The following is a 21,208-nucleotide window of genomic DNA, read 5'->3' as shown; positions in this document are numbered from 1 at the left end:
CAAAAAGTGGTCCATCATAGAACGATTTTTTGTTTGATACTTAGTCTTCGCAAACATTTTCAACCTGACAATCGTGTCCAACAACAATTCCATCAGTTAGCTGCAAAGCTTTTTCGTTAAGAATAACTTTCATCTGTTCCTCTCCTTTCTAAAAGAATAATATCATCATAACGGCTTTCGTCGTCAATATGGTGAGCGACTTCAATAATTGTGATTGGCAAGCTATAAATTAAAGAGCGAACTGCTTTTGCTGTACTGTCATCAAGAGCTGCCGTTACTTCATCAACTAATAACAACTTTTTCTTTCTCAATAAAAATCGAGCAAGTTCTAATCGAATTTTTTGTCCACCAGATAAATTTTCGCCGTTATTTATAAGTAAGTAATCAAGTGAAAATTCTTCAAGGTGGACTGCTTCAAGCACTTCTAAAAGCTCTTTTTTAGTAAATGCTTGTTCCAAACATAAATTATAAGTTAAAGAGCCATTAAAAATAAAGGGTTCTTGGTTGATGACCCCAAAATCTTTGGGGCTTAGTGTGGTCTTTTGTTCATGTTGTTGTAAGAAAATTTCACCTTGGTCTGTTTGAAGATCGTCCGTGATTAATTTTAATAATGTACTTTTACCGCTGCCACTTTTTCCCTTGATTAAAATTTTAGCGCCGAAAGGAATTGTGTAAGAAAAGTTATCAAAAATTTGAATTTCCCCAAAGGATTTTGAAAGATGCCGAATCACAAGTGACTCGAAGTCTTTGGGAGAGTCCGAAAGATTTGATATACTTATTTCTTGATTATCATTTAAAATGTTAAAAATTTTTGTACATACTTTCTTCATAGTTTGTACGCGAGAAAAAGCAAGCAAAATTTGCTGAATAGGTTGTCCCATTTGCTGACTAATCAAGAACAAAGCCAGTAAGACGGCAAAACTAAGATTCCCTCCATGTACAATCATTAAAAATCCCATAATAAAGGGAACAATTTGAACAACACCTTTTAGGAGCATACTAAAAGCAAGAGCTATTTGTAGCCAGACATTACTCCAAAGCCAAGCATTTTCAGAATCCTTAATCTTCTTTTCCCCATATTTAAGCATGAAAGTAAGACTGTTATTATAGATAATTGTTGTCCTCCCATTAATTTCATCGCTTGTAACTTGCAAGAGAACGGCTTTCTTTTCAGAAAGTTGTTTCCCCCAATCACTCAATTTTTTATTGAGAAGTATTTGAGGAAATGGTAAAGTTATTGAACCAATTCCAAATAATAATCCCATAAGCCAATTTTGTGACAACATATAAATAAGTGGTACGCCAAACATAATAATATAAATTGGAATATCTAATATTTGCATAAGAAAACGATCAATAAAAAGTTGCATATCATTAGTTAGGATAGATATTTTTTCAGAATTCTTGAATTCTGTTTTACGAAACGTAAATATTTTGAGTAATGTTTTTTTCATACCAATACTGACACTATAGACTAAGGAAGTTTCTATATAATTTATGAATAAAAAAGAAATGGCGACATAAGCATAGAGCAACATACTTGATAATCCAAAAACAATAATCTTATGAACACTATTTTCTCCTTGCATCTCCGTAGCTTGCTGGATAATTAAGGCTGTTGCTAAGTTGAGAAAAGCATTAGAAAAAGTTGCAATAATAAATAAAATTAATTTTCTTTTTGGGACATATTGATTCAAGATTTTTATGTCAGTCCACATCAAGTGTTACCTCCACTAAATTTTGAATGATATAAAGGTCAAACATTTGGGAAAATCTTCTTTTGGCTACTCTACAGACTGCTGATTGCAACTTACGGTCTGCAATAAATAGTTTGGGACAGCTTCCTCCTTTACAAATCGCTACTATTTCACACTTTTTACAATCCTCTGGAATTTTTTCTATACTATGAAGCCACAAGTTTTTTCTTTTCTCTTCTTCAAATTTCATCGTATTAACATTTCCAAAATTATTCTTATTATCATAGATTAACACTGTGCAAGCCATTAATTGACCGCGTACACTAAAGGTATAATTATTAGGATTTTGGGCATAACACGCTTTGCGATTAGAAAGAGCTGATAGAGGTTCATGAACGTGGTAACCTTGTGAAATGGCTTCTTTTGAAAACTGATAACTGATATCTTTCTCAAGTCTTACAACCTGATGATTTAACGGACGTTCACCTTGCCCCCAGTTGCCAACATTGCGATACAAAAAACAGAAGCGCTGATCATTTTTAAAAAGAAGACTATCTTGATTCATGAAATTTTTAACTTCTTCATAATTACTTTTAGAAACGTTAAACCTTAAAATTATCAAGAATTTCAAATCTGTTTGCTGAGCAGCAACGATATTTTGATAAATTCTTTGGTATGTCCCTTTTCCATTTTTCATCATTCTTTGTTGATCATGACTTTCTTGATTTCCATCAATTGTAATTTGAAAAGTTGTCACTTTACATTTTTCAATCAAAATTTTAAATTTATTTTTATCCAATAAATAGCCATTTGTCGTCATATCGGCCACAAAGATAATCTGATATTTAGAACAGATATCTTGTAGTTTTCCCGTGAGATAAAGGATTGTCTTATATCCGAGTAATGGCTCACCGCCAAACCAAGAGAGTTGCAATTTAGAATAATTAGCTTGTTCTAATTTTTGTTCTGCAAACTTGATAATATTATCCATTGTTTCTTGAGACATTGATATATTTTCAAATTTTTCATAGCAATAAAGACAACGAAAATTACAGTCCCCATGTGTAAAAATAGTTAAGCGTAATGTCCGATTTTCTTTTTCAAAAATAGATGTCATCATTTTTTGAAATTCATTTTCTTCCAGATAGAAATTTTGATTTTCGAGATATGTTTCATAATCTCTTTTTGTTTGAGCATCTGTTTTCATTTTTTCTAACAAAGCATGGCTAACTTTGATACTCCTATTATTTTTAGTATTTAACATTACAATCCCATCGTCTAGTTCTTTTTTCACGACATATCGAGATATTTTTTTCATTAGTATACGCCTTTTCCTTTCCGTGTTTGTCACTGTTTTATTTATTTTTATGCCCAAATTGTAGCGCAAATTTTTGATAAAATAAAAATCGTAACCAATTAGTTACGATATTTTTTTTCTAGTTTTTCAATTCGTTTTTTGATATTTGTAGCACTTTGTGGATACTGAAGCATTTCATAAGCTGTCAGAACATTTTCTAATGTTTTTCGACCTTTTGCAAATTTTCCTACCAAATAATAATATTCACCTTCTACAAGCATAAATTCTTTTCTATTCTGAACATCAACAAAAGGAACATTTAGTAATTGACGGTACTTTTCTAAAAATTCGGTGGCTATTTCACGATTATTATTATTTATTGCTTCATAGGTTATGCCTTTAATAATAGTTATAATTCGGCGTTTATTTTGAGGTAACTTTTGAAAAAATTCTGTGCGTTTCAGGAGTTCTCTCGCATAGTCATAGCGCAACTGTTCTCCTAAATCAGTAAAGACATAGAGTTGCACTTCTAATTCTCCCCACTCTAACATTGAAAAAAGATAATCAGCCGCCGCTAAATGTTCTTCTGGTGTGACTTTATAATCTTTGTAACCATAATTTTCAAAATTTTGGCGGATAATTTGCATTTTCCAATAAGTATGTGGCGCACTTGTTTTATTGTAGGAGACTAATAAGTTTTGATATATTTTCTCAAGTCCTGCAAAATCTTTTGTTTCATTGAGATAAACTAAACGTTGAAATAAATCTGTACTATCATCAAGACTATAATTGCGTACGTGATAAAGATATTCTTCAAAAGATAATCCAATATTTTCTACCAAAGCAAGAATTTTTTGAAAAGTGATATCCTCAATTCCGCGCTCAAAACGTGATAATTGTGTTTTGGACGTGATATAGTTCAATGAGTGAGAAAAATCACCTGCTGCTTTAGCCAGAGACATATTTTTTAACTCTCGACATTCTCGAAAAACGAGTCCTAAAATTTTTGCTTCCATATCCGTTTTTCCTTTGTTAATCTCTAAAATTTATAATTTTCCATATAAACTTCTAAACTACGTTTGTAGGAAGCTGCAGCATTAGAAAGAATGTGTGCGCGATGTTTGACGAGAATGAGGCTATTGCCATTGTCTCCGTCCATTGGGACGACAACGACATTCTGAACACTTGCATCGTCAATAAATCCCAAACCTGTTGCATAAGCATCTGTACGTTCCAAGATACCATTGAGCGTTGCGCGGTCTGTCGCATTGTAGATAAAAGTATTTTCAAAAGTTTCAACAAGGTCTTCAGAATAATAGAGAAATTGCTCATTTTCTTGTGTGAAACGAACGCGGTCAAGATTTTTCAAGTCATCATCGTTAATCGACTTTTGCTTGGCAAGTGGATGGTCTTTGCGCAGGTAGATGTGCGTTTGTGAAAGGAAGATTTCTTCGTATTCGAGTTCTAGTTTATCTAGCATTCTGACAATTCCTGAACGGTTGTGTTTATTGAGATAAACAATGCCTAATTCGCTGTGTCCTTGTGCGACTTCTTGGAGGATATTGTATGTTGTTGACTCAAAAATACGAAAATTTTTGATTTCAGGATTTTTCTTGGCAAAATCTACAGCAACTGGGGCGAGAAAGTCATAGTGCTGGCTTGAAATACTGAAAAAACGTTCTGTTTCGCGTGGTTTAGAGTATTTTGATTCTAAACTTTCAAAATTACGCAGGACGGTTTGAGCGTGTTCATAAAAGCGTTCGCCTGCAATCGTGAGACTTGTTCCTGTATTTGTGCGCTCAAAAATTTGAAAACCAAGTTCTTGTTCTAAGTCCTTTACGGCGATAGACATAGAAGGTTGGCTGACGTAGAGTTGTTCGCTGGCTTCACGGAAAGTACCACTATTGGCAATGGCGACGACGTATCTGAGTTGTTTGATGTTCATAATGTCTGACCTGAAATTCTATATAAATTGTCTCTATTTTTGGTTTATAAAAGAGCTGTTGCACCATATTATACACTATTTTTGCTTGATTTTGTTGTGCTTATTATGTTTGAGCGTTCTGCCGAAGGGACTTAGTGGCTTTGCCACTTAGACTTCTCGGTCAGGGTGACTTTACATCAGAGATGTGAGGGTGTATCCTGTCAAAAATTATTTGTTAAAAAAAATAGAATTTCAATGAAAAATTCTATTTTGAAGTTTTTTGACAGAACTGTCGAAAGGTGTTAGTGCTTTGGCACTTAGGTTTCTCAGACAGGGTAAACTGTCAAAAATTATTTTGTCACTTTTAAAATCGCATTTGTGTAAAGTGGAAGTTCTTTTTGTGTGGCTGTTGGTCCAGCAAAGAAATAAACTTTGTTGTAATCCATTGTGACAACGTGACCGTTTTTGACAGCTTTGAGCGATTGCCAAACAGGATTATTTTGCAATGCTTGGTATTGCGCTTTGTCCACGGATTTGAAGTCAACAAAAATATAGTTTGCATCAAAATTTTTCAAACTTTCTGCATTGACTTCTGCATAACCTGTGCCTTTTGACAGTTCTGTCATTTTTTCTGACTCTTTAAAACCAAGTCCTGTTGTGAGCATTTGTCCGCCGCGGGCGAAATTATCACCGTAAGCGTAGATTTTATCGCCTTGTAACTCTAGCAATGAAATCGTTGATTTGGCTGGGTTAATGCCAGCTGCGCTCAATTTTTTCTTTTCTTTATCTGCTGCTTTTTGGAAATTTGTCAAGAATTTTTTCTCGTCAGCTTTACGATTGAGAAGCTTTGCAAAATAGTTGAGCGACGTTTTCATATTGGACAGTTCTTGATAATTAACGAGAACTGTCGGTGCGATTTTTTTATAATCGGCAACTTGTGCTTTATCAACTGTGATAATCAAATCTGGCTTTTGCGCAATCAATTTCTCCAAGTTAAATTGCGGTGCGCCAAGGTCAATCATATTTTTCTTTTGCTTTGCTGAGAGATAAGGATTTGGAAATGCCCAAGAATCTGTGCCAACAACATTTCCTCCAAGAGATGCCACTTCGTCAGGATAATTTTGGACAGCAATCCGTTTAGGGTGCGCAGGAATTTTGACAGCACCATTAAGTGCATGGAATGTCACTGTGTCTTTTTTGACAGACTTGTCAGACGATGTGGAACTATGTGAACAAGCAGCAAGAGTCACAACAGCAAGTGCTGCAACGGCTGCGAGAATAATTTTTTTCATAATAAATCTCCTAAATATTTTTGACATAGCTAAGCATTGTGAGCTTGCCCACTTACGGATTAGCTAGTATGTTTATCAAGAATTGTCAAACTTTTTGAATCAAATAAATATAATAAGGTGCGCCAATAAAGGCAACAACAAAGCCTAAAGGCAAGCTTGACGGACTAATAATCATCTGGGAAATAATATCTGCAAGAAGCAAAATAATCATTCCAGAAAGAGCCGTTGCAAAAAGTCGCCTTTTCAGCTTAAAACCGACCAGTTCACGTGCAATGTGCGGAGCAATCAAGCCGACAAAAGCTAGTCCTCCAACCAAAAGTACAGCCACACAGGCAAAAAGAACTGCTAATAAATAAAGCTGAATTTTCTTTTTCTGAACATTAAGTCCCAGACTTGTCGCCATTTCCTCGCCCAAACTCAAAATGCTTAAAGCTTTCGTGAAAAATGGCAACAGTGCTAAAGCAATCACTAATAGCATCAAACAAAGAGCGATATAAGTGCTATTAGTCTGCCAGATATCCCCCGACAACCACACGGCAACATTTTGAAAATCAAAACTATTGACCGAGAGCTGAGCAAGGGTAATCAATGCTTGAAAAAATGCCGTTAGTGCAATTCCGGTCAGCAACACACGCACATTACTTGCACGTCTGCGCAAAGCAAAGAAATAAATCAGCCCAAATGCAATAACCGCGCCCATGACCGCAAAAATCGGATAGGAAAGACTCCATAAACCTGTCAGCTTAAAATGCTCACTCAGGAGCAAAAATCCAACAGCACCAGCACTTGCACCACTTGTAATTCCCATTGTTCCACTATCTGCTAAAGGATTATCCGCCAGTGTCTGGATAATGAAACCTGCAATAGCAAGCGCCACACCAGCCGCCAAAACAATCAGTAACCTTGGCAGACGAAAATCTGGAATCAGCAAAGCCAAAATCTGCCAATTTATTGAAAACTGCGTCAAATCAAGGCTGACAAGCACGAGAAACAGTAGAAAAAGGAGTAAAAATTTCTTTTTCATTTTGCCTCCTTTGCAATGATCCAGAGAAAAAATGGTGCTCCGAGAAGCATTGTCAAGCTTCCAGCGGGAAATTCGTAGGGCTTAAATAAATTGCGTGCTAATAAATCCGCAATGACCAGTAACAACATTCCCAGCAAGCTAGATAACATCAAAGATTGCCAAAAATTTGTTCGTGTAAAACGTTTTGCTATCTGCGGAGCAATCAGCCCAACAAAGCTAATCACACCAACACTTGCAACTGTCACTCCTGACGCGATTGCGACCATTATCATGATGATAAAACGCACACGACTGACTGATACACCAAGTCCAGTCGCCATTTCCTCGCCAAATGCTAACAATCTAATCTGTGAAGCAAAAATCAGTAGCAAGACAAGAAATACAAGAGCTGCAAGAGCCAAAATCTCTAGTTTTTCCAAGGTTATTCCCGAAAATGAACCAACAATCCATAAAAAATAAGACTGTGTATTGTGACTCGCAAAGGTCAACGAACTCGCTAAACTTGTCGCAAATAAGCCAACAGAAGTCCCAACCAACACAACTTTTAGAGGTTGAAAATGTGCGCGCGCCGTTAATAACATGACAAGCAACAAGGCAACAAAAGCACCAAAAGTTGCAACAACACAAGAAATCATAGAATTTGTTGATAGACCCAGTGTTAAAAGTAAAGAAAGTGCCAAACTTGCACCGCCAGAAATTCCTAAAGTGGACATCTCCGCAATCGGGTTGCGTGTCATCGTCTGTACAAGAAATCCGCTGACGGATAATAAAAATCCAGCTAAATAAAGTGATAAAAGTCTTGGCAATCTCAAATCTAAGACGATTTTACTTTTTGACAGTTCTGTCAAAAAAATATTTTGCTCTCCCAGACTTAAATACAAGATTGACAGAAAAAATAAGAGTAAAATTCCTGCCAGAAAGGCTGTCAAAAAACTTTTTCTAGCCATATTTTACTCCTGTAATCATCAATGAATGTGTAAAAGTATCGCAACCTAAAGTGACATCAAGTCCGAAAGCTTCATGTAAATTTTCTTCTGTAAAAACCTCTGAAACCTTACCAGATTTGAACAATTCACCATTTTTGAGAACAACCATATTATCCGCAAATCGTGCGGCTTGATTGAGGTCGTGAATGACATAGACGACTGTTTTTTTCAATTCTGTCGCAAAATCTTTGAGCAATTTCAAAATATCTAGCTGATGCACAACGTCCAGATAAGTCGTTGGTTCATCAAGCAAAATAATCTCACTATCCTGCGCCAAAATCATCGTAATCAGTACGCGCTGACGTTGCCCACCAGAAAGCTCTGAAACCTTACTCTCACGCATATTCCAAGTATTCGTTGCGCGCATAATCTTCTCGATAAACTGCTCATCTTCTTGCGACAAGGATTGTTGCATAAAGCGTTGATGAGGAAATCTGCCCAAACTTACCAACTCGTAAACCGTAATTTCTTCTGGCACTTGCACAGATTGTGGCAAAAGCGCAATTTTCCGTGCGATTTCAAGATTGCTTAGTTTTTTTAGAGATTGATTCTCAAAGATAATCTCTCCATCGCATTTGAGAAGTCGTCCCATCGCTCGTAAAAGTGTTGACTTACCAGAGCCGTTCACACCAATGATTGCAGTCGTTTTTTCTGGCTCAATCGAGAGTGTCAGATTCTTTAAAACTTGCTCTTTTCCATAAGACACACTGATATTTTTCGCACCAAAATACATCGTTTTCTTTCCTTTTTACCACAGCCTTTTGGTAACTGAAAAGGTCATCAACAGTAGTATTGAGCGTTTCTGCAAGCTTAAAAGCAAGCGTTAGCTCTGGGTCATATTTGTCATTTTCAATCGCATTTATCGTCTGTCTGCTGACGTGCGCAATGTGCGCAATGTCTTCTTGTGACAGATGGTAAGTCCGACGCAATTCGCGGATTTTATTTTCCATGGAATGCCTCCTCGCAAAAATTTGTCAAATGTTTTTTACATCATCTATTATGACATATTTTCTATAAATTGGCAAGATTATAAGGATAAAAAAAGAGCTAATTAAAGCTCTTTAACGAAATGGATTGAAAAATCTGCCCTGATTGACAAAAAAGAGAGCAATCACTGTCGCTACACCCAGTAGCGCAAGTCCGATAAGAACAAAATCAGCTGTTTTGAGTGGCACAAAACTATACCAAGTCCGTTTTTTTCGCTTGCCAAATCTCCGAAGCTCCATCGCAGTACTCACACTGTCAATCTGCTCTAAACTTGAGAAAATCAAAGGAAGCATAAGTTGGACATTCATTTTTATTTTATTGAGAAGATTACCTTTTTTAGAAAGTTCCATACCGCGCGCTTCTTGCGCATTGCGAATAGCGACAAACTTTTCTTGCATATCAGGAATATAACGCAGCGCCAGAGACACTGAGTAAGATGAGCGATAAGGAATTCCGATACGATTGAGTGAACTGGCAAATTGACTTGGATTTGTCGTCAAGATAAAGAGCAAAGCCAGTGGAATTGTACAGAAATATTTCAACACAAGATTAAACAGATAAAAAAGTTCTTCTGCCGTTAGCCAGCCAAAAATTTCCGTGTGTGAGCCATAAAGTCTTGCGCCATAATTTGGGTCAAATAGAAAGACAAAGATAATATTTAACACTGCAAAAAGTGCTGCAAACTGTGCGACACGCTTTACCGAGCGAAATGGAATACCCGACAGCCGAAAAATAACGAGTGAGGAAACTGCAACAAACGCCAGAAAACGCGTGTCGTAAGTTGTCATTGCACTCACCGAAATCAATACAAAAAAGAGGAGTTTGGCTGTTGCATTGAGCTTGTAAACAAAACTATTTCCCGGTGTGTAGCCAAGAAGTTGATTATTCATGCGCACCCCCATGTGACTTTGTGTAGCTCACAAAAGTCCGTGTCAACTTTACAGGGTCAATCTCTGCTTTATCAGCCAGTTCATAAAGACTGGGCTGAGCGAGATTACCGATTTTGATAAGTTCGTCAGAAGCGAGTACTTCACTCGGTGTTTTGTCAGCGACAATCTTGCCATCTGCGAAAACGAGCGTTCTGTCTGTGTATTCGGTAATCAAGTGCATATCGTGCGTAATCATAATCATTGTCAGCTTCAAGGTCTGATTGAGTTCATCAAGAAAATCCATAATGTCGCGATAAGATTTCAAATCCTGCGCTGCTGTTGGTTCATCAAGCAGCAAAATCTCTGGTTCCAGCACCAGAATACTGGCAATCGTCACACGCTTTTTCTGTCCGTAACTCAGCGAGCTGATTGGCCAGTTACGAAAAGGATAAAGACCGCAGACTTTGAGGATTTTATCAACTTTTTCATTTTTGACAGTTTCGTCAAAACCTCGCAAAGTCAGTCCGAAAGCAATTTCATCTTTGACAATATTTTGTGAAATCATCAGATTAGGATTTTGCATGATATAGCCAATCCGCGCTGCTCGTTCAGCAATCGTATCATCGCTAATATCCTTGTCACGATAAATAATTTTTGTCTCTGACTTCACAAAATGACACAAACTATTGGCAAATGTTGATTTTCCAACACCATTTTTACCAACAATCGAAATCTTCTCTCCCTCAAAGATATCCACGTTCAAATCATGCAAAACTTCCGTCCCGTCAAAACTGACAGACATATTTTGTACAGACAAAATCTTGTCAGATTTGACAGGCACTGTTTCCGGCTGAAAATCACTGACAAATTGTGCCAATTTATTTTTGACAGAACTGTCAAAAAATGTCGAAAGGTCATCAAATTTTGACAGAGTATTCTCTGCATGACAAGCTTTCAATGCAGACAAATACAGTGGTTCACGCATATTGTGTTGCTCAAAAATATCCGTTCTCAACAACTCATCTGGTGTCCCAACAGCAACAATCTGCCCATCATCCACCACGACAATCTTGTCAATTCCCAGCGGCAGCATTTCCTCAATCCGGTGTTCAATCACAATCGTTGTCACTTGATTTTCCGCATGAATTTTCTTCATCAGCGCAATCGTTTCCTGACAAGCCTGCGGGTCAAGATTTGCCAACGGTTCATCAAATAGTAAAATCGGCGACTCGTCAATCAACACACCAGCAAGTGACACACGTTGTTTTTGTCCACCTGATAAGTCCTGCGGACGTTTTGACAACAATTTATCAACCTCTGTCACTTTTGACCATTTTGTCACGGCTGCTTTCATTTTTGACAATTCTGTCCCGTCATTTTCCAAGGAAAAGGCAATATCCTCAGCCACTGTCAAGCCAATAAACTGCCCATCTGTATCCTGCAAAATCGTTGACACTTCGCCAGATAAATCCGCAATCGACGCACCAAATTCCAGCTCATCAATCCGCAGCTTCCCAGTCGCTTCTCCCTTGTACAAATGCGGAATAATTCCGTTCAAACACTGTCCAATCGTTGATTTTCCAGACCCAGAAGGGCCAACAATCAAAACTTTTTCTCCCGCAAAAATCTCCAGATTGATGTTTTTCAAGGTTGGATTTTTTTGTAAATCATATTTAAATGTAAAATTTTCAAACGAAATAAGTGGTTTCATTTTTTCTCTTTATTATTCTAAAAAATCTGATTTTCTCGTATTCTTGCAAAAAATCAGGCAACAAATTAAATTGCTGCCTTTCATTTTATCATAAATTTCTACTCAGAGTTATTCTTTGTCAAGTGACCCTGATTTTGTCCGTGTTGCAGCATACAATTTCAAAAGTAAAGTACCAGCAATCGCAATCGTTACAGCATTAGCAAGACCAGCAACCACACCTTGTGTGAAGACTTTATTTGCTGGTTCATTATAAACCAAAATATCTCCAACTGGTGCAATCAAGCCCCAAACCAATACATTTGTCACTAATTGCACAACATTGAAACGTACAATCTCAGAAGCACCAAAAATTCCCTGAGTCAACTTGTCACGTTTCACAGCAAAAGCAAGGAGCAAGCCCTCAATTCCTGAACCAAGAACCCAAGTCCACCAAGGCGAACCATATAAAAATGAATCTTTCAGCGCATGACCGATAAAACCAATCAAAAAGCCAGCCAAAGGTCCAAACAAGGCAGAAAACAGTGCCAAAACAGCATACTGCAGCTGAATACTTGTATTTGGTATCGGTGTAGGAATATTTATCAGCCAACCGATGATTACAAACAACGCAGCGCCAATACCTGTCGCTACAACGATTCTTACAGAATTATTTTTCATATTATTTTCCTTCAAAATTCAAAATAAGTACATCTTTATTATATCTAAAATCCACCAAAACGTAATCATAAGATTACGTTCGTTTGCGATATTCTCTCGATTGTTCGGTTTTTATTTATATTATTAAAAATAAAAACCTACTTATGCGATACTTTTTTCGCTAAAAAGTCGCCAATCAACTGCACCAAAAGTACAAAAATCAAAATCAATAAGGTGGCAATAAAGGTAACATCATTATCAAAACGGTTGTAACCATAAGAAATCGCAGTATTTCCCAGACCTCCAGAACCAATCGCACCAGCCATCGCTGTCAATCCAATCAGAGAAATAATCGTAACTGTTGATACACGAATCAGTCCAGATAATTCTTCACGCAGATAAACCGTGAACACAATATCAATGAAATCCGCACCAACTGTTTGCGCAGCTTCCACTTTCCCGTGGTCCACTGCTTCGAGTGCAGCTTGTACTTGGCGCGCATAAAATGGAAAAACACCGAGTGAAAGTGGCACAAGTGCTGCTGTTGTCCCAATCTGCGTTCCAACAATCGCCTGTGTGACAGGGGCAATAAATGCCAGCAGGATAATAAAAGGAACGGCACGAAAAAGTGACACAATCTTATCAAAAATCCAAAAAACAATCTTATTTGGCGTGATACCATCATCAGCCGTCACGACTAAACCAACCCCAAAAATCAAGCCCAAAATTCCGCCAATAATAGCAGAGACAACTGTCATATAAAGTGTCTGTCCAATCGCTGTTCCCCAGCCAGTTTCACCGCCCCAGCCTAGATAAGCAACGTTTGGAAAAACATGATTAAACCAAGCTATCATTTGCTACCTCCAATCTCACTCAATACTTTAAACGCAACACCAATTTCTTTCAGATAAGCTTTCACAGCTGTACGTTCATTTTCAGCACCTTTGAGCACAATCACAAGTGAACCCAGACTTGCTCCTTGCAAAATCTCCACATTTCCATAGAAAATGCTCGTAATCACGTTGAATTTCTTATTGATATTAGAAATCACTGGTTCAGAGATTTCATTTGTGCCAAAGTCAATATGTACCAATTCTTCATCCTCTGCCAGATTTTGCAAAATATCTGTTTTAGACAGTCCAGCAATAAAACGATTGACACTTGATGTCGTTTCGATAAATTGCTTCGTCAATTCCTGTTGAGGATTTGAGAAAATCTCAATCAGATTATTTTTCTCAATGATTTGTCCATTTTGCATCACGGCAATTTTATTGGCAATTTCTTTAACCACTTGCATCTCATGGGTAATCAACACAATCGTCAAATTAAGTCGGTCATGCAAATCTTTAAGCAAGTCCAAGATTTGATTGGTTGTTTTTGGGTCAAGTGCAGAAGTTGCTTCATCTGAAATCAAGATTTCAGGGTCATTTGCCAGCGCGCGCGCAATCGCAACACGTTGTTTTTGCCCACCAGAGAGCTGACCTGGATATTTTCCTGCCAAATCCTGTAAATCTACTAATTCCAGTAAATGATTGACTTTTTCAATCTTCTCATCTTTTGTCAAATAATGACTTTTCTTTGTATTTTCATCAACGATTTGCGTATGTTGCAAAGCAAAAGCGACATTATCAAAAACCGTTTTTTCTGCTAAAAGATTGAAATGTTGGAAAATCATGCCGATTTTCTGACGAAAACGGCGAAGTTGCTCTCCTTTAAAGCGTACAGGATTTTCACTGTCGAAAATGACTTCATCATTGACAATGATTTGTCCTGTTGTTGGCGCTTGAAGGAGGTTAATCGTACGTACTAAGGTTGATTTCCCAGCGCCAGAATAACCAATGACTCCATAAATATCGCCTTTTTCAATGTGCAATGTCGCATCAGAAACGGCTGTTATCAAGCCACGACTGGCTTTGTCTTTATCCTGTTCTTTTTTCTTGATTTTTTGTCCTGCAAATGTCACGCTAAGATGATTGAGTTCAATAATATTTGCCATAAAATCCTTTCTTTTTTCCTGTTGGTAGCACTAAACTAGCCCGTATTTTTCAGGCTAGTTTTCATGTCTTATTACAATTTTAAATTCCAAGCGGGAAGTTCGCCACCATCTGGATATTCTTTTTTGATTGCTTTTGCTGTTGCATTTGTCGCGTAAGCTTTCGCAACTTCTTTATCAAGTTTATTATTTTTGTTTTTCTTCGTTACAGCGATAAAGTTGATGTATTGTTCGGAAGTTTTGTCAAGTGGTTCCATGTAGATGGATTCACTTTTTGGTAATTTTGCTGCCGTTGCGTAATTATAATTGACGACGGAAATCGCAACAGAACTGAGGGCACGAGGTGTTTGACTGGCATCAACTTCTTTGATTTTTAGATTTTTCGGATTGCTTGTGATGTCGTTTGTTGTGACAAGTTTTGTGATGTCCGTTGTGTTCAGTTTAATCAAACCAGCACTTTGCAAGACAAACAAGGCACGACTTTCATTGGTTGCATCATTTGGAATTGCCACTTGGTCGCCCGATTTTAATTCAGAAAAACTCTTGATTTTTTGAGAATAAATGTGCATTGGTGTGATGTAAGTATTCCCAACAGAAACGATATCTGTGTGATAAGTTTTGTTCCAATCTCTGACATAGTTGAACGATTGGAAAGCATTCGCATCAATATCACCTGAAACAAGGGCTTTATTTGGCTGGATATAATCAGTAAAATAGACAAATTTCAAAGTTAAGCCGTATTTTGCTTTGGCTGTTTTTGCAACGCTTTTCCAAACGGCTTGGTCTTGCTTGTCACCGCTCATAATACCTATTTTTACAGTTTTTGATGTCGCAGTTTTAGTTGATTTGCCATGATTAAGAGCGAAAAATCCGCCAACCAGAATGACAACGACAACAACCGCTGCAATCAAAATATTTCTATTTCTTGGATTCATGATTTTAATGTCCTTTTATTTTAATTTCAAGCCCCAAGCAGGAAGTTCGCCACCTGTTGGATATTGTTCTTTGATTGCTTTTTTCGTAGCTGCTGTTTCATAAGCTTTGACAACTTCTTTGTAAATTTTATTGTTCTTTTCAGATTTTTTAGCAGCAATCAAGTTAATCCATTGTGCGCTGTCTTTGTTGATTGGTTCAGCGTAGATAGATTGATTTTCTGGCAATTTTGCGGCTGTTGCATAGTTGAAATTGACAACAGAAGCAGCTACTGAATCCAATGCACGCGCTGTTTGAGCGGCATCAAGTTCTTTAATGACAAGATGTTTTGGATTTTCAGTGACATCTTTTGGTGTTGCAAGTGCATCACCTGATACATCAAGTTTAATCAAACCAGCACTTTTCAATACATAAAGGGCGCGACTTTCGTTTGAAGCGTCGTTTGGTACGGCAACCGTTGCATTATCTGGAATATCTTTGACATCTTTGTACTTGCTTGAGTAGATGTGAATAGGTGAAATCATTGTGTCGCCGATAGAAACAAGGTCTGTTTTATTTGCTTGGTTCCATTCATTCAGGAAAGCATAATGTTGGAAAGCGTCAAGGTCGATGCTGCCATTTTGCAAGGCTTTGTTTGGTTGTGTATAATCTGTGAAATGTGTGAATTTCAATGTGATGCCGTATTTGTCTTTGGCTGTTTTTGAAACAACTTTCCAAATCGCATCATCTTGCTTAGTGCTTGTCATAATACCGATATTGACTGTTTTGCTGTTTGCAGATGATTTTTTATGGCTTGTAACGCCGATGATACCTGCAACAACTACTACAATAACGACAATCGCTGCAATTAAAATATTTCTGTTCCTTGGATTCATGTTTGTTCTCCTCTAATATAATTCCAATAATTTTCATACTGGAAAAACAGTATGTGTATTTTCTTAATCATAAAATAAAATAGTTCATTTCCCAAAAGAAACGAACTATTCGCGGTACCATTCTTAATTTATGTCCTTCAAATTTTTTGACAGTTCTGTCAAAAAAATAAAGGTCAACTTTTTAAGTTCGGTAACGTGAACCAGTCCGTTGTCAGTTTGTTTTGCCTCACTGACACGCGCTTGTATCAAGCCATTTCAGCCTATCCGTTCTGTCTGCTCTCAGCTTTGTGCAGACTCTCTGTGCTCACTTTTATAGGTTGAGTTACTTGATTACTTTTTATTGTTTGATTAAGTTATAGAATAATTTTATCAAAATTTTTTAACTTTGGACTTATCATTTTTTTATATGGACTTTAAAATTTTTTATAGTTCTGTCAAAAATACTAGGATATCCATAAATGAGCAAGCTCATAGCGGCTATCCTATGTCAAAAAAACTAAATCCTGTACTTTTACTTAAAATGTGCTAGAATTGTAATGTAAAATAAAATTTTGCACAATGGGTATTGCAAGAAAATCTTGCGATTGAGACATACCATCTGACCTGATCTGGGTAATGCCAGCGTAGGAATGTGTTTGAGGGATTTTCCCTCTGTTCTCGTCCTCTTTGTGTACACAAGGAGCTTTTTTATGTCAAATTCTACTCTCAACATTCGCGTGCTGATCGAAATCGCCTTCATGGCGGCGCTCGCGTTCATTATCAGTCTGATTCCAAACACGGTTTACGGCTGGATTATTGTCGAAATCGCTTGTATTCCGATTTTGCTTTTGAGCTTTCGGCGCGGTATTTCTGCTGGGCTTACTGGGGGGCTCATCTGGGGAATCCTGTCAATCATCACTGGACACGCTTATATTCTCACATTGAGTCAGGCATTTCTGGAATATATCATTGCGCCAGTCTTACTGGGACTTGCTGGGATTTTCCATCAGAAATCACAACCGCTGAAATCTGCACCTGTTTTCTGTGGAATTTTTATCGCTGTTTTAGCAAAATATTTCATTCATTTTATTGCAGGCATTATTTTTTGGAGTAAATATGCTTGGAAAGGCTGGGGAGCTATCGCTTATTCTCTCGCTGTCAATGGTCTGAGCGGTATTTTTACTGCTGTGGCAGCATTGATTATCCTGCTTATTTTTGTCAAAAAATTTCCAAAAGTATTTTTTCCAAAATAAGCACTCAAACTTTTTGACAGTTTTGTCAAAAAGTTTTTTTATCAAAAATAGTTGCTGACAGTTCTGTCAAAAAGTTTTATAATAAATTTATGGCAAAAAAATCAAAATTAAAGAAAACATTGGTAGAACAAATCCTTGACAAGGCAAAAATTGCGCACACTGGACTTGCGATTAACGCACTGGTTGAGTCAACACTTCCTGATGACATTGTCAAAAGTGATATCTACAAAACGCTGGCTCTGATTGGTGACAAAACAGGAGTTGCCATCGGTATTTTACCACTCACCGAACATCTTTCTGAGAAAAAACTCGCCAAGATTTCGGGAAATAAAAAAGTCACTATGATTCCACAAAAAGACTTACAAAAGACAACTGGTTATATTCACGGCGCAAATAATCCTGTCGGCATCTGGCAAAATAAAAAATTCCCGATTTTCATTGATACGATTGCACTGGAAAAGGACTTTATGATTGTCTCCGCAGGCGAATTAGGACGCTCAATCCGTGTCAATCCTGAAGAATTGGCTGTTTTTGTTCATGCTCAATTTGCTGAAATTCGTGAGTAAAAATAAAAACGTAATTTTAAAAATTACGTTTTTTATATTCTTTCACCGTTTTATAGTTGCCTGATTCTTCCTTTTCAGCTATCATTCATTTTACCATGAAAGAAATGGAGTTTCTATGTCATTTTCACTCACCCTCATTGCTTTAAGAGCTGCGATTATTGCTATCTTGTTGCCACTTGCTCTGCCTACCAATTCTGGCCGCACGATTTTGGGACTTGCTATTTTGCGAGCGCTCGCCCATTCTAATGCAAATAAATACTTTACAAACTAGGACAAAACGGCTACAATTAAAGAATGTTACTAAAGATTATCGCCATACTTTATCCTATTTTAGTGTTTATCGCTCTGACATTTATATTCAAATTTTTCAGATTGCGAAAATTAACGCATCATCGCCTTGGAATTCCTGATGTTTTCACTGTTTTCCTCGCTTTTGGTCTGCAAATTTTTTCCAAACAGTTTACATCTATCAGTATTTTACCCTACTATATTCTCATTATCTCTGGCTTAGCGCTTGTTCTGCTCCTACTTGACATCTTCTATTACAAAGAATTTTACTACCGTCGTTTTCTCAAACTCTGGTGGCGCATCACATTTATTATTACTTTTGTGATTTATATTGCTTTCTTAGTTGTCATTTTTATACATTAAAATAAAAAAGTCTGTTTTTGACAGTCTTTTTTTGTTGAAAATATTTTTGACAGTTTTGTCAAAAATATCTATCAGCTGATTATTTATTGCCCAATTCCTTCAACAACACAGCAAATTCTTCCGCACTCAATGTAATGCCCTTGCCCATTTTTTCATGGTCTGGTGACCATTGGCGCAGGTCATACTTCGCCTCAGCATTATTCCAGGACACACGATTAAGTTCCTTTGTCCAACCTTTTGCATTTTCCGACAAAGTAATCAAATGTTCCACAATTTCAAATTTCAAATCAGCCATTTTTTCTCCTCAATATTTTTTGACATAGCGAAGCCGTTGGGAGCTTGCTCACTTACGGATTAGCTAGTATGTTTACCTAAGTCTGTCAAAAACTTCTCTCACTTTATTATACGAAAAAAATCATCAAACGTAACCATTATTCTTCAACTAATTTAATATCAACACCCAAACCAGTCATTTTTTCGATAATACTATCGTAACCACGCAAAATAAACTCAATATTAGAAATTGTCGTCGTTCCCTCAGCAATGATTCCAGCTAAAACAAGTCCTGCTCCAGCACGCAAATCCGTTGCTTTCACACAACTTCCAGTCAGTTTATTTGGTGCTTCATAAAGAATTCTTCCCTCAACGACAGAAATCTTAGCCCCCATTCGCGCCATTTCAGGCACATGATTGACCCGTTTCTCATAAATCGTATCAACAATCCAGCCACGTCCTTGTGCTGTCAGCAACAACGGTGTCATCGGCTGTTGCAAATCCGTCGCAAAACCAGGGTAAGGCACAGTCTTAATATTCACCGCACGCAGATTTTCCGATTTTAACACTTCTATCGAATCCTCGCGCACAATCATCTTCACGCCCATTTCCTCAAGCTTGGCAATGAAACTCTCCAAATGCTCATAAATGACATTATCAACAATTACACCATCGCCCATCGCAGCCGCAAGCGCCAGATAAGTCCCCGCTTCAATCCTATCGGGAATCACCGTATGTTGTGCACCGTGCATCACATCTGCCCCAACAATCCGAATCACATCTGTTCCTGCCCCACGCACCTGCGCACCCATGTTATTGAGCAAGGTAGCGACATCAATAATCTCAGGTTCGCGCGCCGCATTTTCAATAATCGTCACACCCTTGGCACGACTCGCTGCAAGCATCGTATTAATCGTTGCCCCAACCGACACCATATCCATGAAAATCGTCGTGCCATGCAATTTTTTATCTTCCTGCTTACTTTCCAAGTGCATCGCATCTTCCAGATAAGAAAACTCAGCACCCAGCGCCTCAAAAGCCTTAATATGCAAGTCAATCGGACGAGGGCCTAAGTCACAACCACCAGGCAAACCAACTGTCGCCACACCAAAACGTCCCAAAAGCGCACCATTAAAATAATAAGAAGCCCGCAAAGAGTTGATTTTCCCATAAGGCAACGGTTTTGAAAGCACACCACGTGTATCAATCGTCAAAACACCAGCCGCAACATCACGCTCAATCGTCGCCCCCATAATTTCCATGATTTCGACCAAACTCGTCACATCAGAAATATCAGGCACACCCTCCAAAGTCACAACATCATTTGCCAAAATTGTCGCCGGAATCAGCGCCACCACACTATTTTTCGCCCCAGAAATCGTTACTTCCCCAGAAATTCGTTTCCCGCCATTTATTACTATTTTTCTCATATTCAATTATTTCCAAATCTAATATCACATATCATATTTTATTACTGCAAAAGCTATTTTACCATTTTTTAGCACCATTTGACAAACTTTTCTGACGGAAATTTTCTTCAAATTAAAAACTAAAGTTTCACAAATGAAACTCTAGTTTCCCTTAAAAATTCACACATAAAAAGTTTACTCCCCTAATTCCACCAATGTATCCAGTGCTTCCCATACAAGCGGTGTGTGTGTTGCGATAATTATAATTTTTTCTTCATCTTTTAAATTTAAAATCAGTTGAATAACCTCTTGTCCATTTTTTTCATCAAGTGATGCCGTAGGCTCATCTGCAAGAATAATCGGCGGGTTTTTAATCATTATCTTAGCGATTGCCACACGTTGTGCCTCTCCACCAGACAGAGAAAATATTTTTCGCTTTAAATCAGCTTCTAAATTTACCTTCTTTAAAACTTTAAGCATCATTTCTCGACGCTCTATTTTTCTCATTTTTTTCCCAACAAAAGCCAATTCTAAATTTTGCTCAATTGTTTCATTATCAATTAAACCATAATTTTGAAAAAGATAGCCCACATCATCTCGAAAAAATTTTTGTTCTTTAATATCTTTTAGAGCTTTTTTATTAATTAAAACTTCACCATTATCAGCTGTCTCCAATTTTCCGATAATATTCAAAAGTGTCGTTTTCCCACAACCAGAACGTCCAATTAAACCATATGATTTTCCCGCTTCAAAACAATAGGAAAAATCTTCAAAAATCATATGATTATCAAACTTTTTAGTAATATTTATCAATTCAATCATAGAAATTACAATCCTTTCAGATAAAATATAT

23 protein-coding genes and 1 riboswitch are annotated in these 21,208 nt (G+C 37.3%); of the genes, 4 read left to right on the top strand and 19 right to left on the bottom strand.

The window, feature by feature from the left end:
- Positions 1–116 precede the first annotated feature (116 nt).
- The 16 genes from KJS36_RS08745 to KJS36_RS08670 all read right to left on the bottom strand — a co-directional run bounded on the left by KJS36_RS08745 (position 117) and on the right by KJS36_RS08670 (position 16,224).
- The gene (locus tag KJS36_RS08745; RefSeq protein WP_244842873.1) at positions 117–1,718 is read right to left on the bottom strand and encodes an ATP-binding cassette domain-containing protein; all 1,602 of its coding nucleotides are present in this window, start codon (positions 1,716–1,718) and stop codon (positions 117–119) included.
- Entirely contained in the window at positions 1,708–3,015 is a 1,308-nt protein-coding gene (locus KJS36_RS08740) for a radical SAM/SPASM domain-containing protein (RefSeq protein WP_213536539.1), read from the bottom strand. The genes KJS36_RS08745 and KJS36_RS08740 overlap by 11 nt, the downstream gene beginning before the upstream one ends.
- Before the next feature lie 98 nt (positions 3,016–3,113).
- On the bottom strand, positions 3,114–4,010 hold the full coding sequence (locus KJS36_RS08735; RefSeq protein ID WP_213536538.1) for a helix-turn-helix domain-containing protein: 897 nt from the start codon (positions 4,008–4,010) through the stop codon (positions 3,114–3,116).
- A gap of 23 nt (positions 4,011–4,033) precedes the next feature.
- Positions 4,034–4,939 (bottom strand): LysR family transcriptional regulator, encoded by a 906-nt coding sequence (locus KJS36_RS08730; protein ID WP_213536537.1) that lies wholly within the window; start codon positions 4,937–4,939, stop codon positions 4,034–4,036.
- 329 nt (positions 4,940–5,268) lie between these two features.
- Complete coding sequence (locus KJS36_RS08725; protein ID WP_213536536.1) at positions 5,269–6,210, bottom strand: iron-hydroxamate ABC transporter substrate-binding protein; 942 nt, start codon at positions 6,208–6,210, stop codon at positions 5,269–5,271.
- A gap of 85 nt (positions 6,211–6,295) precedes the next feature.
- Positions 6,296–7,234 carry a FecCD family ABC transporter permease gene (locus tag KJS36_RS08720; RefSeq protein ID WP_213536535.1) on the bottom strand — a complete coding sequence of 313 codons (939 nt, stop codon included), beginning with the start codon at positions 7,232–7,234 and terminating at the stop codon, positions 6,296–6,298.
- A complete protein-coding gene (locus tag KJS36_RS08715; protein ID WP_213536534.1) occupies positions 7,231–8,181 on the bottom strand; it encodes an iron ABC transporter permease in 951 nt (316 codons plus the stop codon). Before KJS36_RS08715 ends, KJS36_RS08720 begins: the two co-directional genes overlap by 4 nt.
- Complete coding sequence (locus tag KJS36_RS08710; RefSeq protein WP_213536533.1) at positions 8,174–8,953, bottom strand: ABC transporter ATP-binding protein; 780 nt, start codon at positions 8,951–8,953, stop codon at positions 8,174–8,176. Before KJS36_RS08710 ends, KJS36_RS08715 begins: the two co-directional genes overlap by 8 nt.
- A complete protein-coding gene (locus KJS36_RS08705; protein WP_213536532.1) occupies positions 8,877–9,170 on the bottom strand; it encodes a helix-turn-helix transcriptional regulator in 294 nt (97 codons plus the stop codon). The genes KJS36_RS08710 and KJS36_RS08705 overlap by 77 nt, the downstream gene beginning before the upstream one ends.
- Positions 9,171–9,281: 111 nt before the next feature.
- Positions 9,282–10,097, bottom strand: coding sequence for an energy-coupling factor transporter transmembrane component T family protein (locus KJS36_RS08700; protein WP_213536531.1), 816 nt, complete (start codon positions 10,095–10,097; stop codon positions 9,282–9,284).
- Positions 10,090–11,787 (bottom strand): ABC transporter ATP-binding protein, encoded by a 1,698-nt coding sequence (locus tag KJS36_RS08695; protein WP_213536530.1) that lies wholly within the window; start codon positions 11,785–11,787, stop codon positions 10,090–10,092. The genes KJS36_RS08700 and KJS36_RS08695 overlap by 8 nt, the downstream gene beginning before the upstream one ends.
- A gap of 108 nt (positions 11,788–11,895) precedes the next feature.
- Positions 11,896–12,444, bottom strand: coding sequence for an ECF-type riboflavin transporter substrate-binding protein (locus KJS36_RS08690; RefSeq protein ID WP_213536529.1), 549 nt, complete (start codon positions 12,442–12,444; stop codon positions 11,896–11,898).
- Between the two features lie 137 nt (positions 12,445–12,581).
- Entirely contained in the window at positions 12,582–13,277 is a 696-nt protein-coding gene (locus KJS36_RS08685; protein WP_213536528.1) for a methionine ABC transporter permease, read from the bottom strand.
- Positions 13,274–14,419 carry a methionine ABC transporter ATP-binding protein gene (locus KJS36_RS08680; protein WP_213536527.1) on the bottom strand — a complete coding sequence of 382 codons (1,146 nt, stop codon included), beginning with the start codon at positions 14,417–14,419 and terminating at the stop codon, positions 13,274–13,276. Before KJS36_RS08680 ends, KJS36_RS08685 begins: the two co-directional genes overlap by 4 nt.
- A gap of 71 nt (positions 14,420–14,490) precedes the next feature.
- Positions 14,491–15,351 carry a MetQ/NlpA family ABC transporter substrate-binding protein gene (locus KJS36_RS08675; RefSeq protein WP_213536526.1) on the bottom strand — a complete coding sequence of 287 codons (861 nt, stop codon included), beginning with the start codon at positions 15,349–15,351 and terminating at the stop codon, positions 14,491–14,493.
- A 15-nt stretch (positions 15,352–15,366) separates the two neighbouring features.
- The gene (locus KJS36_RS08670) at positions 15,367–16,224 is read right to left on the bottom strand and encodes a MetQ/NlpA family ABC transporter substrate-binding protein (protein WP_213536525.1); all 858 of its coding nucleotides are present in this window, start codon (positions 16,222–16,224) and stop codon (positions 15,367–15,369) included.
- A 548-nt stretch (positions 16,225–16,772) separates the two neighbouring features.
- Positions 16,773–16,871, top strand: a riboswitch (TPP riboswitch).
- A gap of 42 nt (positions 16,872–16,913) precedes the next feature.
- Between KJS36_RS08670 and thiT the strand changes: the two genes are divergently transcribed.
- The 4 genes from thiT (at position 16,914) to KJS36_RS08650 (ending at position 18,673) form a co-directional block, all read left to right on the top strand.
- Complete coding sequence (thiT, locus tag KJS36_RS08665) at positions 16,914–17,456, top strand: energy-coupled thiamine transporter ThiT (RefSeq protein ID WP_213536524.1); 543 nt, start codon at positions 16,914–16,916, stop codon at positions 17,454–17,456.
- Between the two features lie 89 nt (positions 17,457–17,545).
- On the top strand, positions 17,546–18,022 hold the full coding sequence (locus KJS36_RS08660) for an aminoacyl-tRNA deacylase (protein WP_213536523.1): 477 nt from the start codon (positions 17,546–17,548) through the stop codon (positions 18,020–18,022).
- A 115-nt stretch (positions 18,023–18,137) separates the two neighbouring features.
- On the top strand, positions 18,138–18,293 hold the full coding sequence (locus KJS36_RS08655; protein WP_213536522.1) for a hypothetical protein: 156 nt from the start codon (positions 18,138–18,140) through the stop codon (positions 18,291–18,293).
- A 23-nt stretch (positions 18,294–18,316) separates the two neighbouring features.
- Positions 18,317–18,673 carry a DUF3397 domain-containing protein gene (locus KJS36_RS08650; protein WP_213536521.1) on the top strand — a complete coding sequence of 119 codons (357 nt, stop codon included), beginning with the start codon at positions 18,317–18,319 and terminating at the stop codon, positions 18,671–18,673.
- A gap of 79 nt (positions 18,674–18,752) precedes the next feature.
- On the opposite strand, the gene KJS36_RS08645 is transcribed toward KJS36_RS08650, so the two are convergent.
- The 3 genes from KJS36_RS08645 to KJS36_RS08635 form a co-directional block, all read right to left on the bottom strand.
- Positions 18,753–18,968 carry a YdbC family protein gene (locus KJS36_RS08645; RefSeq protein WP_213536520.1) on the bottom strand — a complete coding sequence of 72 codons (216 nt, stop codon included), beginning with the start codon at positions 18,966–18,968 and terminating at the stop codon, positions 18,753–18,755.
- Between the two features lie 136 nt (positions 18,969–19,104).
- Entirely contained in the window at positions 19,105–20,376 is a 1,272-nt protein-coding gene (gene murA, locus KJS36_RS08640; protein WP_213536519.1) for a UDP-N-acetylglucosamine 1-carboxyvinyltransferase, read from the bottom strand.
- Positions 20,377–20,550: 174 nt separating this feature from the next.
- Entirely contained in the window at positions 20,551–21,177 is a 627-nt protein-coding gene (locus KJS36_RS08635) for a putative bacteriocin export ABC transporter (RefSeq protein WP_213536518.1), read from the bottom strand.
- Positions 21,178–21,208 lie beyond the last annotated feature (31 nt).

The sequence above is a fragment of the Lactococcus nasutitermitis genome (assembly GCF_018403765.1).
In the GTDB taxonomy this organism is placed as follows: domain Bacteria; phylum Bacillota; class Bacilli; order Lactobacillales; family Streptococcaceae; genus Lactococcus; species Lactococcus nasutitermitis.
This window is presented reverse-complemented; position numbering and strand designations above follow the sequence as displayed.

Bases quoted from the DNA above. Each gene is read 5' to 3' on its own strand.
- KJS36_RS08745 (WP_244842873.1), bottom strand. From the start codon at position 1,718: ATGTGGACTGACATAAAAATCTTGAATCAATATGTCCCAAAAAGAAAA.
- KJS36_RS08740 (WP_213536539.1), bottom strand. From the start codon at position 3,015: ATGAAAAAAATATCTCGATATGTCGTGAAAAAAGAACTAGACGATGGG.
- KJS36_RS08735 (WP_213536538.1), bottom strand. From the start codon at position 4,010: ATGGAAGCAAAAATTTTAGGACTCGTTTTTCGAGAATGTCGAGAGTTA.
- KJS36_RS08730 (WP_213536537.1), bottom strand. From the start codon at position 4,939: ATGAACATCAAACAACTCAGATACGTCGTCGCCATTGCCAATAGTGGT.
- KJS36_RS08725 (WP_213536536.1), bottom strand. From the start codon at position 6,210: ATGAAAAAAATTATTCTCGCAGCCGTTGCAGCACTTGCTGTTGTGACT.
- KJS36_RS08720 (WP_213536535.1), bottom strand. From the start codon at position 7,234: ATGAAAAAGAAATTTTTACTCCTTTTTCTACTGTTTCTCGTGCTTGTC.
- KJS36_RS08715 (WP_213536534.1), bottom strand. From the start codon at position 8,181: ATGGCTAGAAAAAGTTTTTTGACAGCCTTTCTGGCAGGAATTTTACTC.
- KJS36_RS08710 (WP_213536533.1), bottom strand. From the start codon at position 8,953: ATGTATTTTGGTGCGAAAAATATCAGTGTGTCTTATGGAAAAGAGCAA.
- KJS36_RS08705 (WP_213536532.1), bottom strand. From the start codon at position 9,170: ATGGAAAATAAAATCCGCGAATTGCGTCGGACTTACCATCTGTCACAA.
- KJS36_RS08700 (WP_213536531.1), bottom strand. From the start codon at position 10,097: ATGAATAATCAACTTCTTGGCTACACACCGGGAAATAGTTTTGTTTAC.
- KJS36_RS08695 (WP_213536530.1), bottom strand. From the start codon at position 11,787: ATGAAACCACTTATTTCGTTTGAAAATTTTACATTTAAATATGATTTA.
- KJS36_RS08690 (WP_213536529.1), bottom strand. From the start codon at position 12,444: ATGAAAAATAATTCTGTAAGAATCGTTGTAGCGACAGGTATTGGCGCT.
- KJS36_RS08685 (WP_213536528.1), bottom strand. From the start codon at position 13,277: ATGATAGCTTGGTTTAATCATGTTTTTCCAAACGTTGCTTATCTAGGC.
- KJS36_RS08680 (WP_213536527.1), bottom strand. From the start codon at position 14,419: ATGGCAAATATTATTGAACTCAATCATCTTAGCGTGACATTTGCAGGA.
- KJS36_RS08675 (WP_213536526.1), bottom strand. From the start codon at position 15,351: ATGAATCCAAGAAATAGAAATATTTTGATTGCAGCGGTTGTTGTCGTT.
- KJS36_RS08670 (WP_213536525.1), bottom strand. From the start codon at position 16,224: ATGAATCCAAGGAACAGAAATATTTTAATTGCAGCGATTGTCGTTATT.
- thiT (WP_213536524.1), top strand. From the start codon at position 16,914: ATGTCAAATTCTACTCTCAACATTCGCGTGCTGATCGAAATCGCCTTC.
- KJS36_RS08660 (WP_213536523.1), top strand. From the start codon at position 17,546: ATGGCAAAAAAATCAAAATTAAAGAAAACATTGGTAGAACAAATCCTT.
- KJS36_RS08655 (WP_213536522.1), top strand. From the start codon at position 18,138: ATGTCATTTTCACTCACCCTCATTGCTTTAAGAGCTGCGATTATTGCT.
- KJS36_RS08650 (WP_213536521.1), top strand. From the start codon at position 18,317: ATGTTACTAAAGATTATCGCCATACTTTATCCTATTTTAGTGTTTATC.
- KJS36_RS08645 (WP_213536520.1), bottom strand. From the start codon at position 18,968: ATGGCTGATTTGAAATTTGAAATTGTGGAACATTTGATTACTTTGTCG.
- murA (WP_213536519.1), bottom strand. From the start codon at position 20,376: ATGAGAAAAATAGTAATAAATGGCGGGAAACGAATTTCTGGGGAAGTA.
- KJS36_RS08635 (WP_213536518.1), bottom strand. From the start codon at position 21,177: ATGATTGAATTGATAAATATTACTAAAAAGTTTGATAATCATATGATT.